An 11,818-nucleotide genomic window follows, 5' to 3' on the forward strand; every position below is an offset into this window, starting at 1 on the left:
TGTCATGTTGCAGCGCATGGCGCGGATGAGACAATCCCGACTGATGGCCATTCCCATTCGCAGCCATGAACACCTACCCCTTGCTGCTCATCCTGCATCTGCTTGCCGCCTTCCTGTTCGTCGGCACCGTCACCTTCGAGGTGCTGTTCCTGGAACCGGTGCACAAGCGCCTGCCGCCCGACGTGCGCCGCGCGCTGGGCAGCCAGCTGGCGCCGCGCGTGCGGGCCGTGCTGCCGTGGTCGGTCGTGGTGCTCTACCTGGCCGGCCTGGGCTTGGCCTGGCAATACCGCGGCGCGCTCGCCGATCCATTCGCTTCGTCCTTCGGCGTGCTGCTGTCGCTGAAGATCGCGCTGGCCTTGAGCGTGCTGCTCCATGTCGCGACCGCCTTGACGCTCGCGCGCCGCAAGCGCCTGACCGGCGCATTGAGCAGGCGCATGCACATCAGCGTGTTCTGCCACATGGTGCTGATCGTGGTGCTGGCGAAGGCGATGTTCCACGTGGCCTGGTGAGTGCGCGGCCCATGCCGCGGCGCTACGCCGGTAGTGCGAGCGGTTCCAGCGTTCCGTAGCCTTCCTCCCCGTACACCAGCCCCGGCAGCGGCGAATGGCCGTGGCCGCTGGTTTCCCACAGTTCCGCCACCCATTGCATCGCGGTATCGACGATGACGTCCTGTACGTTGAAACCGGCTTCGTCCGACGCGAACAGCGGCACTTCGGGTTCGATGCCGTCTTCCGTGTGGCGCACGTCGAACAGGTAGCGGTGGCCTTCGATGGCCTTGTTGAGCACGAACAGGTCCGGGCCTTCCAGGCTGGCCACCACCGAAAACGTACCTTCGCCGTCCTGATCGGGGAACACCACGAAATGGATCTCGCGCGCCTTGGGCGGCAGGGCGGCGATCAGCGCCGTCAGAGTGGCGCGCGCCGCGGCGTCGTGGGCGCGCAGGATGCGCAGCAGTTCGGCGATGTATTCGGATTGGGTCATGTGCGTGTCCTGATCATTCCCGCCGGGGCGATGGCAGCATCGCCAGACAGGCGTTCGCGTGGAGCTGGGAATCCACAAGGACTAGTGGTGTAACACACGGATCGGCAGGCTCTGCTAGACTGCCCTTACTCTTTGGGGAGTAGCCTCCTTGCAGCCCGGCCAGCCAAGGTCCGGTCCGCAGGGGCTTGCGTCAACATTCTTGGCTTCCTCGGCCATGGCGCAAGCGGCATCCATGCTTGGCGAGACCACGGATTTTTCGCGCGACGCCGGGCGGCGCGGGAGATCCGTGCCGTTTCCGCCCAGCAGGATCACGACTCCAATGAATCCCATCGCCATCATCGTTCTCGCGTTCGCCATGTCCACGGACGCGTTCGCCGCGGCCATCAGCAAAGGCGCCGCGCTATACAAACCCCGATTCCCGGAAGCCCTGCGCACAGGGCTGATCTTCGGCGTGATCGAAGCCATCACGCCGGTGATAGGTTGGGGACTGGGCTCGGTCGCGGCCAAGTACGTGGTTGCCTGGGATCATTGGATCGCGTTCGCGATGCTCTGTATTCTGGGTTTGCTGATGATACGCAACGGCCTCAAGGAAGAGGAGGAGGACGCCGCGCCCGTCACCCGCCATTCCTTCTGGCTGCTGGCGGCAACGGGCCTGGCCACCAGCATCGACGCCATGGCGGTCGGCGTGGGGTTGGCGTTCGTGGACGTGAACATCGTGGTGGCGGCCATTGCCATTGGCCTGGCGACTACCTTGATGGTGACGATAGGCGTGATGCTGGGGCGGGTGTTGGGCAGCGTCGCCGGGAAGCGGGCCGAGATCCTGGGCGGTATCGCGCTGATCGGGATAGGCGCGGCGATACTTTATGAACATTTGAGCGCCGCGGCGGTTTGATGTCGCGCGGCGGCGTCGCTCGCCGGTTTCACGGCGTGTCCTTACCCGCGCGAGTCCCCGATCAAGGCGGACCGCGCGCTGTCGAAGCTGCGGCATTCGGATTTCAACCACTCGGAAAAGATCCGGGTGCGCCGCTCATCAGGCCGGCGTGACAGCAATACGTAGCGCGCCGGCGCGGGCGTGTGCTTGCCGAACACGTCGACCAGCCGCCCGCTGCGGATCTCGTCATAGACCATCGCGCTGCGCCCGATCGCCACGCCCTGGTGATTCAGCGCGGCGCCAATGGCAAGGCTGGCCAGGTTGAACTGCGGCCCGTCCAGATGGCGCACCCAGCCCGGCTGGTGCGCTTGCATCCAGGTGCGCCATTCGATGAACTCCGCGGCGCCAGCCCAAGGCGAGGCGTCGTGCAGGAACTCGACGCCATCGAGCGATTTGCCGGCGCGAAACTTGGGGTGGGCCGCAAGGTATTCGGGCGTTGCGACCACCAGCAGATACTCGTCCAGCAAGGCGTCCGCCTGCAAATCGCTGTAATGCGCCGGGTCGTAGCGGATGGCGATGTCTATGTCTTCCTCCTCCATCAGCTTGCGGTCCAGCGGCTGGAACTCCGCCTTCAGCCGCACCGATATGTCCGGCTGCAAGCGATGGAATTCCGTCAGGCGCGGCATCAGCCATTGCAGCGCGAACGAGGGCAGGCAATTGACCTGCAGCGTTGACGCCGGCAAGCCCAGCCGCTCGATCTCTTGTTGGATGTCGCCCAGCGCGCGGCTGACCGTCGAGTACAGCGACTCGCCCTTGGACGTGAACGTCAGGCCGCGTTGTTGACGAAAAAACAGCAGGTAGCCCAGGCGGTCTTCCAACTGCCGGATCTGCTGGCTTACCGCGCTTTGCGTGAGGTTCATGGCTGCCGCAGCCCTGGTAAAGCTGAGATGACGGCCGGCCATGTCAAAACAGCGCAGGGCGCCCAGCAGTGTCGAGTCGAAATGGGCTGGCATAAGTCACGCTAATGGCTGCAGTAGAAATGATCGCTATTCTTGCATGCTGGCGGCATCTACGATTCGCGCTGAACCATCAACCTGCAAGTTCATGATGACCGCCAATTTCGATCCTCAGCTATTAGAAAATCTTCAATCAAGAACGCCTTTGCTATGGCTCAACCCCGAAAGGGGCGGACCCATGCCAGGATCCGCCCCGTCCCTGACCCTGATCGACGAGGCGGAAAGCCGTCTGGCGCGTTGCGCGCCGCTGCTGGCCACGCTCTTTCCCGAGCTCGCGGCCGCGAATGGGCATATCGAGTCCCGGCTGATGGCTGCCGGGCCGTTGCAACAGGCGCTGGGCGGCGGCTGCGCCTCGGGCAGCTGGTACCTCAAGCGCGATGACGAGCTGCCCGTCGCAGGCTCCATCAAGGCGCGCGGCGGATTTCATGAAGTGCTGGCCATTGCCGAGACGATCGCGCAGGAGCACGGGCTGCTGCAGGATGCGTCAACGGACAGGCGCATCCTGGCCACGCCGCGGGCTCGCGCCGTGTTCAGCCGGTATGCCGTGACCGTGGGCAGCACCGGCAACCTGGGCATGAGCATCGGCGTCATGGCCGCCGCGCTGGGATTCGATGCCGTGGTGCATATGTCCGCCGATGCCAAGGAATGGAAGAAGGACCGGCTGCGCCAACGCGGCGTGCGCGTGGTGGAACACGACGGCGACTACGCCGAGGCCGTCGCAGCCGGGCGGGCGCAGGCGCTGGCCGCGCCCCGCAGCCATTTCGTCGACGACGAGCAATCCGAGCTGCTGTTCTTCGGCTATGCCGCGGCGGCGCGCGGACTGGCGCGGCAATTGGTGGAAGCGGGGCGCGTGGTCGATGCAGCGCACCCGCTGTTCGTGTATATCCCCTGCGGCGTCGGCGGCGCACCGGGTGGCATCAGTCATGGCCTGAAGGCTTTGTTCGGGACTCACGTGCATTGCTTCTTCGCCGAGCCCGTCGCCTCACCGTGCTTTCTGGTGCAGTTGGCGTCGGGAGCGGACACTCCCGTGTCGGTGTACGACATCGGCCTGGACAACCGGACCGAGGCAGACGGCCTGGCCGTCGGCCAGGCATCCGAGCTGGTGGCCGCGCTGATGAAGCCCCAGCTGGGCGGCGTCTTCACCGTGTCCGATGACGAGCTCTACCTGAACCTGATTGCGCTGAAAGACACCCTGGGCGTCGAGGTCGAACCATCGGCCGCCGCCGCGGTTTCCGGTCCGGGCTGGTTGGATTCAGCCGCCGGCCGCGCGTATGTCCAGGGCATGGATATGTCCGAAGCCACGCACGTCATCTGGGCCACGGGCGGGTCGCTGGTGCCCGCGGAGGCGTTGCGCGGCTTCCAGGAACACGCCAGGGGACTCAGCCGCGCCGGTGCGGCCCTTGACCCGTGATTCCAGGCGGCGCCGGCCGCTTTCGACCGCATGGCTTTTCGCGCACGGCAAGCCCGTGCGCTCCGTCAGTTGTTGACCAGATACGCCCGCCCGTCCGGCTTCAGATAAGGCGTCAAGGCCTTGAACGGCACGCTGGCATGGGTGCCCAGGCAAGCGCCCGACGCGTGCCCGACTCCGGACACGGACAGGCTCAGCGCGCCGGGCGCTTGCACGCCCAGCGCCAGATAGTCGGGCCAGAGGTCCGCGCAGTCTTCCAGATTGGGCCGATCCCCGGACTGTTGGGCGGCGGTGCCCGACTTGACCGCCTGTTGCATCAGCGCGAGCAGGGCGGGACTCTTTTCCCCGCCGAAGCTGCGCTTGCCCGGCACATACGCGTCGAACACGCGATTCCAGTCCAGGTATTCGCCGCGCAGCAGATCGTAGGTGTAGGGTTCGAAATGGTTGTAGGGATGCGCGCCGCCGCAGTCCAGGCTGCCCGATTCGGTCACCGTCATCAGCGCGCGCGACAGCCAGGTGACGTGCACGGCCTCTTCATCGAATCCGCCCAGCGTGCCGGCGCCCGGATTGCCGCTGGTGTAGGCCGAGGCCATGCAAGCCAGCGCGCCCAGGCTCTTCTGCCAATGGCGTTGTTCGAGCAGATAGTTCGTGCGCTGCAGGACCTGCGCATCGGGATGGCGGCTGAGCCGCGGGTAGGTGAACTTGGTGCGCGGATCGCGCCACATGCGATAGGCCACCGCGCCGTCACCGATCTCCTTGCCGACCGGCTGGGCGTGTCCGGCCAGCTTCAGCGTCTCGTAGGGCGCGCGGGCGGCGGTGATGCCTGCCTGGACGTCGACGTCGCCAAGATTGACCTGGCTGGCGCGGGCCTGCTTGCGGTCCTTTTCCAGCTGCTCCGTGTCGTATTGCGCAACCTGCTTCAGGTCGAAGCGTAGCTGCTTGCCGCTGCCGGCGTCAGTCCAGAGGCCGCGGTAGCCGGTGGCATCGCGCGTGCCTTGCCAGCTTGCGGCCTGATCCGCCGGCTTGCCTTCCTGGCGGGGCTTCGGTTCGAAGAGCTCCTTGGCCGTGCCGCGCAGCGGGATGTCCACGCCGTGCCTGGCGTAGAAGTAGCGGCCGGTCAAGGTGCCGTCGGCCGCTGCTTCGGTGTCCAGCTCCAGCACGATGTCGCCGGCGCCTTGCAGTGTTCCGGTGTAGACGGTGCGGGGCGCGGCGTGGGCCTGGGCGGCTAAAAGAGACAGGACTGCCAGCGCAATCGCGCTGCGGACGTTGCGGTGCATACGGGACGGTGAGCGAAACATCGAGGAGCCTGGGATCCAAAGGGATAGCGTCGGCTGACTATACCGGAACCATCAGCCCAATAGCGCAGCCGCCTCGTCATCCGCAAGCATCTGCTCGAACAGGTCGCCAAGACTGCTGGCCACCTCGCTGACTGCCTCGAACTCCGGCTCGACGCCGTGCACGACCCGCCCCGAGATCAGGTCGATCGCGAGAAATTCATAATCGCCGTCCACGCTCATGAAGATCGGCACATGGCGCGCCCAGAATGCCTCGACGGCGTGCCGGTCGGCGTCGCTGATGGCGGCTTCGAGGCTGATGTCGCGAAAGGCGTCCCGCCCAAAGGCGCTGTCGGCGGTTCCGGCATAGTCGGCCGCGCTCAGGAACCAGCGCGTGTCGTCCGCGCTGCTCAGCTGCGTGTACAAGGACAGGAACGCCGCGTGTTCCGAGGAGTCAGCCGGTGTAGCCACGGGCGTCGCGCGGTGTACCGTCCAGCCGCGCGCGGCAAGCAAGCTCAGGAAACGTTCGTGCAAGTTGCTCATCAGGCTTGTCTTGGTTATCGCGTTGCCGCGATGTTCGCGCGCCGCAAGCGCGCGTTCAAGGTTTGCGCCAACTCGCCCAATCCCACATCGCCGCAGCCGACCAGCGTCAGCTCCTGCAATCGGGTCAGCGTATCCAGCACGCCGATGTCCGCAATCCGCTTGCAGTACTGAATGTCCAGCCGTTCCAGGCTTTCAAGGGCGCTGATCGGACCTATCTTCTCCAGCGCACCCAGGTTCTTCAGGCGCAAGGAGCGCAATCCTGTCAGTTGCTCGATGCCGGACAGCGTCTTCAAGCCACGGCCCGCCAGCAAGCCCAGCGCCAACAGCGGCAGTCCCGCGATGCGATCGAATATCGACGAATCGAACGGCACGTTCCAAAGGTTCAGCTCCTTGAGCGGCAGGCTCAAGGCGCGGTCCAGCAGCATGCCGCGCCGGTCCGGAACCATGGACAAGGAAATCAATGCCGGAAAGTCTTCCGGCTCGAACCGCAACGTTGCGTCTACTGTCAGCGCCTCCAGCCTGGGCAGCGGGCCGGCTTTCCAGGCGTACGTGCCGGGTTCGGGATGGATGGAAAGATGGCGCAGGCTGGCTGGGAGCATGTCTGCGCGCAATCCGGTCAGAACGCTGCCCGCGACCGCGCCGGGGCCGATGGACAGGTGCGCCAGCGCCGGCAGCCGGGCGAGGAGTTCGGGCAGCTCGTGCAGCGGGTCGCCCTGAGGCGCCCATAGATGCACGTCTTCGATCGAGGCCAGGACGGCCTCTTGCGGCGGGGCATCGTAGAGCACGATGCGTTCATCCGCGCCTGCGAATTGCGAGCGCTGGCGGCTGTGCATGAAGCGCCAGGTCTGGTCGCGGGCTGGCCGCGGGATCGAAAACGGGATGATGGACATGTGGCGTTCCGGCAGGCCGTCGGGAGCTCAGCCCGCCTCGCTCAGCATGTCGATGCGGCGCTGATGACGCGAGCCATCGAAGGGCGTGTCAAGGAAAGCGCTGACGCATTCGCGCGCCACCTCGATTCCTATGATTCTGCTTCCAAGCGCCAACACGTTCGCATCATTGTGCTGACGGCTCAGGCGCGCCATGGTGGCATTCGTGCACAAGGCGGCTCTTGCGGCGGGGAAACGATTGACGGCAATCGAAATGCCTATGCCCGAGCCGCAAATCACGACGCCCTTCCGGACCTTTCCGTCCGTGATTGCCCGCCCCATGGCAAAGCCAAAAGCGGGGTAGTCGACCGAGTCTTCGCTGTGGGTTCCGAGGTCCAGCCAATCCACGTTTTCGAAGGCCTTCTTCAGCTTTTCCTTGAGCTCGTAGCCGGCGTGGTCGGAGGCAATGGCGATTTGCATGCTTTCTCTCTCATGTGGGGACTCGGGATTGCCGAGCGCGATTGTAGTCCGCGAAAGCGTGACGCCGCGCGCCGCACGATTCTTCCGTAACTTGATAGTCGCAAACTAAGTGGTTACATTCAAGACGGAGAACGTTATGACCGCCACTACCCCCACGCCCGAATTCCGCCTGCTGGGCGATCATGCGGCGTTAGACCTGATCAACACCGTCGAGCAGTCCGACGACGGCCCTCGCGACCGCCTGCAATCGGACGACGATGTGCGGTCCTGGCTGGACGCCTTGGGCTTTGCGCCCGCCCAGCGCAAGACGCCCAAGGGCCTGCTCGAATCCGCGCGGACATTGCGCGAGACGGTGCGTGCGTTGGTTGCCCAGAGAAAGGCCGGATTGCCGCTCAAGCTCAGCGCGCTCAACCGGGCGCTCGCCGCCGGCGGCAGCCATCTCGAGGTTACCGTGGTGGCGGGCGCGCCCAGCCTGGCCCGTCGGTACGAAGCGGCCACGCCTGACCAATGGCTGCTTCCCGCCGCGGAGGCGGCTGCGGACTTGCTCGTGCACGGGGACTTCGAGCTGGTGCGCAAATGCGAAAGCCCGCTCTGTTCCCTCTGGTTCTACGACCGCACGCGATCTCATCGCCGCAGGTGGTGCAGCATGTCGCTTTGCGGCAACCGCCACAAGGTGGCGGCCTTTCGCCAAAGGGAAGCCCAGGACGCGGCTTCCTGAGCGCTTGCTTGCCCATTCATCCGGCCGCCCTGGCCGGATTTTTTTTGAACGAACCTCTCCGTGTCATAGCTTTGAACTATTTAAGTAACCGTTAAATATTAGTTTGACGGGTTACTTGAAAGGAGCAAGAATGGCTCGCACAGCCTGCCGGAATTCGGCTGCTGATCCAGTTCCTGACTACGGAGACCGTCATGTCCAGTACCCCTGAAAGCCCGATCCAAACGCGTCGCGTGCAAGCCGACGGCCTGAATTTTTTCTATCGCGCAGCGGGCAATCCCGATGCGCCCGTGCTGCTGCTACTGCACGGTTTTCCCAGTTCCTCGCATCAATTCCGCAACCTGATCCCGATTCTGGCCACGCGCTTTCAAGTGATCGCGCCGGACCTGCCCGGCTTCGGCTTCACGGAAGTGCCCGAGGAGCGCGGTTACCGCTATACGTTTGACGACCTGGCCGCGTCGCTCGGCGCATTCGTCGATGCGCTGGGCCTCAAGCGCTATGCGATGTATGTTTTCGACTATGGTGCACCGGTCGGGCTGCGCCTGGCGCTAGCCCACCCCGAGCGGGTCACCGGCCTGGTTTCGCAGAACGGCAATGCCTATCTCGAAGGCCTGGGCGATGCCTGGGCGCCGGTCCGCGCTTATTGGGCGGAGCCAACCGCCGCCAACCGCCAGGTCATCGCGGATGCCGTGCTGAACCTAGAGGGTACAAAGTGGCAGTACGTGCATGGCGTCGCCAATCCGGACGACGTGGCTCCGGAAAGCTACACGCTCGATGCCGCCTTGCTCGAGCGGCCGGGCAACAAGGAAATCCAGCTCGATCTGTTCCTGGACTACGCCAACAACCTGAAGCGGTATCCGGATTTCCAGGCCTTTTTCCGCGCGGCGAAGATCCCGACGCTGGCGATCTGGGGGCGCCACGATCCGTTCTTCATTCCGCCTGGCGCCGAGGCGTTCAAGCGGGACAATCCGGACGCGCAGGTCGAGCTGCTGGATACCGGGCATTTTGCGCTCGAGACCCATGCGGAGTACATCGGGAGCCGGATTATCGAGGTGTTGGCGCCTTGAGGGATCCCGGAAGCGGCCGCCGAACGCGGCCGATTCATGGCTCGCTTCTTTTGGCGCTCACCGAGCACCCCGCCGCAGCTGATGGATTCAGGCTACAGTGACCCGTTCATTTGGATCGAGGATGGATAGGGTATGTCGAGCGAAAGCCCGCTTCTTGATGACAACGCGGTGTATAGGACCTTGCTTGAGTCGACCAAGGCAATTCCCTGGAAGATCGATTGGGCCACGAAGCAGTTCGCCTATATCGGCCCGCAGATTGAAACGTTGTTGGGCTGGAAGGCCGACAGCTGGGTGAGCGTGGAGGACTGGGCCATGCGCATGCACCCGGAGGATCGGGACTATGTGGTGAATTTTTGCGTCACCCAATCCCAGGCCGGCGTCGACCACGAGGCGGACTACCGGGCGCTGACCAAGGAAAACGGCTACGTGTGGATCCGCGACGTTGTGCACGTGGTGCGCAACGACAGGGGCGAGGTCGAAGCGCTGATCGGTTTCATGTTCGACATCACCGAACGCAAGAAGACCGAGGAAAAGCTGCTGACCTTGCAGAAGGAATTGGAGGCGCTGTCCTTCAAGGACGGTTTGACGAACATTGCCAACCGGCGTCGCTTCGATAGTGGTTTCGAATTGGAGTGGGAGCGCGCGCGCAGCGAACGTCAGCCGCTGTCCATGCTGTTGTTCGACGTTGATTTCTTCAAGCAGTACAACGATCTGTATGGCCACACCCAGGGGGACCAATGTTTGGTGGATATCGCCCAGACCTTGAGTCTGGCGCTGGATGGGCCTCGCGATCTGGTTGCGCGCTACGGGGGCGAAGAGTTTGTCGTGCTGCTGCCGGAAGCCGACGCCGAGGTGGCGCGAAAAGTCGCTGAGCGCTGCCAGCGCTTGCTCCAGAAAAAGGCTATCGTGCACGCGCTGTCACCGCATGGCAGGCGCGTCACCGTCAGCATTGGCGCCGGAACGGTGGTGCCAGACGGGAAGATAGACCGCGCTGGCTTCATCGAAGCCGTCGACCAGCAGCTATATGCGGCCAAGAAAAATGGGCGGGACCGCATTGAGCATATGCAGTTGTAGCGCTGGGTCGCGCGCGCAAGGTTTTCTCAGTAACAAGCGCTGAACCTCCCGGGTTCGGCGTCTACACAGGAATTGATTTAATGAGCAGTATTTTTCCAGGCGATCTGTGGGCAGTGGGTGAAGCGCAGATCGAGGGCTTGACGGTCATCGTTCGTTTTCGCACCGGGCTGCCATCGGCGCCTGACCGTCAGATCAATGAAAACCTGGTCATCATCTCCTGGCCGTACCAGGGCACCGAGTCCGGCATGCCCAGTGACGAAGACAAGCAGAGCCACAATAGCTTTGAAGAGGCTATCGAAAAAGGCTTTGAGAACTCCGATATCGGGGTGCAGGTGGCTTGCCTGACCGGGAATCACCACAAAGAATGGCGTTACTACACGCGGGACGTCGAAGCCTTTCTGGATGCGTTCAATGCATGCCTGGCGGGGCATCCGGTCTATCCCATACAACTGCGCATGTACAAGGATCCCGATTGGAATGCCTTGGCGGAATTGCAGCCCCAGGGTTCAGACCAGCTTCACTGATAGGGCTTGGGTGGCGCTTGCGCGCCACGTGCTACGCATACCGCTTGGCGCCCGCCACGCAAATCACCGCCGCCAGCGTCACGACCAGCATCGTCCAGCTGACCTGCTCATGCAGCAGCACGGCAGCCAATCCCAGCCCCATGAACGGCTGGAACAGCTGCAACTGCCCCACCGCCGCAATCCCGCCCTGCGCCAGCCCGCGGTACCAGAACACGAACCCGATGAGCATGCTGAACAGCGACACGTAGGCGAGACCTATCCACGCCGGCGCGCCAACGTGTTCGAACGTGGCCGGCATGGTCAGTAGCGCGATGGGCAGCATGAGGGGCAGGGACAGTACCAGCGCCCAGCTGATGACCTGCCAGCCGCCCAGCTTGCGGGAGAGCTTGGCGCCTTCGGCGTAGCCCAGGCCGCAGACGATGATGGAGGCGAGCATGAGCAGGTCGCCGGTGGGCGAGGCTTGCAGGCCGCCCCAGGCGGCGTAGCCCGCGACGCAGGCGGCGCCGACGATGGAGAACATCCAGAACGGCGGTCGTGGGCGTTCGCCGCCGCGTATCACTGCGAAGATCGCGGTGCTGAGAGGCAGCAGTCCCAGGAAGACGATGGAGTGGGCCGAGGTGACGTGCTGCAGGGCCAGCGCCGTCAGCAGGGGGAAGCCGACCACCACGCCCAGCGCGGTCAGCGCCAGGGAGGGGAGGTCGGACAGGGACGGCCGGCGTTGGCGCAGCAGAACCAACAGGGCCAGGCCCAAGAGGCCCGCGATGGCGGCGCGCGCGCAGGTCAGGAAAATGGGATCCAGGTCCGCCACGGCGACCCGGGTGGCGGGCAAGGAGCCCGCGAAGATCACCACACCGATAAAACCGTTCACCCAGCCGCTGGTGGCCTTTTGCATCTGAAGCTCCTTGATAGCGGGCTTCAGTACAGCACGGCAGTTGTCCTTAGTCCACGCACAATCCAGTACAATTTCAAGGAACTGTTATGTATAAAAAGCCAGTACGG

Annotated in this window: 14 protein-coding genes and 1 riboswitch; of the genes, 7 read left to right on the plus strand and 7 right to left on the minus strand. The window is 64.2% G+C overall.

Annotated elements, in window-relative coordinates; translation table 11 throughout:
* Positions 1-65 precede the first annotated feature (65 nt).
* Positions 66-509, plus strand: a complete 444-nt coding sequence (locus tag N5C88_RS20205; RefSeq protein WP_059375201.1) for a hypothetical protein — start codon at positions 66-68, stop codon at positions 507-509.
* Between the two features lie 22 nt (positions 510-531).
* On the opposite strand, the gene N5C88_RS20210 is transcribed toward N5C88_RS20205, so the two are convergent.
* Positions 532-981, minus strand: a complete 450-nt coding sequence (locus N5C88_RS20210; RefSeq protein ID WP_251877559.1) for a DUF6389 family protein — start codon at positions 979-981, stop codon at positions 532-534.
* 122 nt (positions 982-1,103) lie between these two features.
* A riboswitch (yybP-ykoY riboswitch) is annotated at positions 1,104-1,293 on the plus strand.
* Positions 1,294-1,300: 7 nt separating this feature from the next.
* Here N5C88_RS20210 and mntP point away from each other — a divergent pair.
* Positions 1,301-1,873, plus strand: a complete 573-nt coding sequence (mntP, locus tag N5C88_RS20215) for a manganese efflux pump MntP (protein WP_059375198.1) — start codon at positions 1,301-1,303, stop codon at positions 1,871-1,873.
* Positions 1,874-1,914: 41 nt separating this feature from the next.
* Here the strand turns inward: mntP and N5C88_RS20220 are convergent, their stop codons facing one another.
* Entirely contained in the window at positions 1,915-2,865 is a 951-nt protein-coding gene (locus tag N5C88_RS20220; RefSeq protein WP_280016092.1) for a LysR substrate-binding domain-containing protein, read from the minus strand.
* A gap of 91 nt (positions 2,866-2,956) precedes the next feature.
* Here N5C88_RS20220 and N5C88_RS20225 point away from each other — a divergent pair, with 91 nt between their 5' ends.
* Entirely contained in the window at positions 2,957-4,279 is a 1,323-nt protein-coding gene (locus N5C88_RS20225) for a D-serine ammonia-lyase (RefSeq protein WP_118931784.1), read from the plus strand.
* Between the two features lie 65 nt (positions 4,280-4,344).
* Here N5C88_RS20225 and N5C88_RS20230 read toward each other — a convergent pair whose 3' ends face one another.
* The 4 genes from N5C88_RS20230 to rpiB all read right to left on the minus strand — a co-directional run bounded on the left by N5C88_RS20230 (position 4,345) and on the right by rpiB (position 7,439).
* Positions 4,345-5,553: a hypothetical protein gene (locus N5C88_RS20230; protein ID WP_251877553.1), complete on the minus strand. Its 1,209-nt coding sequence runs from the start codon at positions 5,551-5,553 to the stop codon at positions 4,345-4,347.
* Positions 5,554-5,625: 72 nt separating this feature from the next.
* Positions 5,626-6,093, minus strand: coding sequence for a hypothetical protein (locus tag N5C88_RS20235; RefSeq protein WP_251877551.1), 468 nt, complete (start codon positions 6,091-6,093; stop codon positions 5,626-5,628).
* 14 nt (positions 6,094-6,107) lie between these two features.
* The gene (locus tag N5C88_RS20240) at positions 6,108-6,983 is read right to left on the minus strand and encodes a leucine-rich repeat domain-containing protein (protein ID WP_251877549.1); all 876 of its coding nucleotides are present in this window, start codon (positions 6,981-6,983) and stop codon (positions 6,108-6,110) included.
* A gap of 27 nt (positions 6,984-7,010) precedes the next feature.
* Entirely contained in the window at positions 7,011-7,439 is a 429-nt protein-coding gene (gene rpiB / locus N5C88_RS20245) for a ribose 5-phosphate isomerase B (RefSeq protein ID WP_118931790.1), read from the minus strand.
* Positions 7,440-7,575: 136 nt separating this feature from the next.
* On the opposite strand from rpiB, the gene N5C88_RS20250 reads away from it, so the two are divergent.
* The 4 genes from N5C88_RS20250 to N5C88_RS20265 all read left to right on the plus strand — a co-directional run bounded on the left by N5C88_RS20250 (position 7,576) and on the right by N5C88_RS20265 (position 10,819).
* Complete coding sequence (locus N5C88_RS20250) at positions 7,576-8,157, plus strand: ABATE domain-containing protein (protein ID WP_251877547.1); 582 nt, start codon at positions 7,576-7,578, stop codon at positions 8,155-8,157.
* A 191-nt stretch (positions 8,158-8,348) separates the two neighbouring features.
* On the plus strand, positions 8,349-9,221 hold the full coding sequence (locus tag N5C88_RS20255) for an alpha/beta hydrolase (RefSeq protein WP_280016094.1): 873 nt from the start codon (positions 8,349-8,351) through the stop codon (positions 9,219-9,221).
* 132 nt (positions 9,222-9,353) lie between these two features.
* Positions 9,354-10,295: a sensor domain-containing diguanylate cyclase gene (locus tag N5C88_RS20260; protein ID WP_059375169.1), complete on the plus strand. Its 942-nt coding sequence runs from the start codon at positions 9,354-9,356 to the stop codon at positions 10,293-10,295.
* Between the two features lie 80 nt (positions 10,296-10,375).
* Complete coding sequence (locus tag N5C88_RS20265; RefSeq protein ID WP_280016095.1) at positions 10,376-10,819, plus strand: DUF695 domain-containing protein; 444 nt, start codon at positions 10,376-10,378, stop codon at positions 10,817-10,819.
* A gap of 31 nt (positions 10,820-10,850) precedes the next feature.
* Here N5C88_RS20265 and N5C88_RS20270 read toward each other — a convergent pair whose 3' ends face one another.
* Entirely contained in the window at positions 10,851-11,711 is an 861-nt protein-coding gene (locus N5C88_RS20270; RefSeq protein WP_280016096.1) for a DMT family transporter, read from the minus strand.
* Positions 11,712-11,818 lie beyond the last annotated feature (107 nt).

Origin of the sequence: Achromobacter sp. GD03932 (genome assembly GCF_029839485.1) — a bacterium.
Classification (GTDB): domain Bacteria; phylum Pseudomonadota; class Gammaproteobacteria; order Burkholderiales; family Burkholderiaceae_B; genus Achromobacter; species Achromobacter bronchisepticus_A.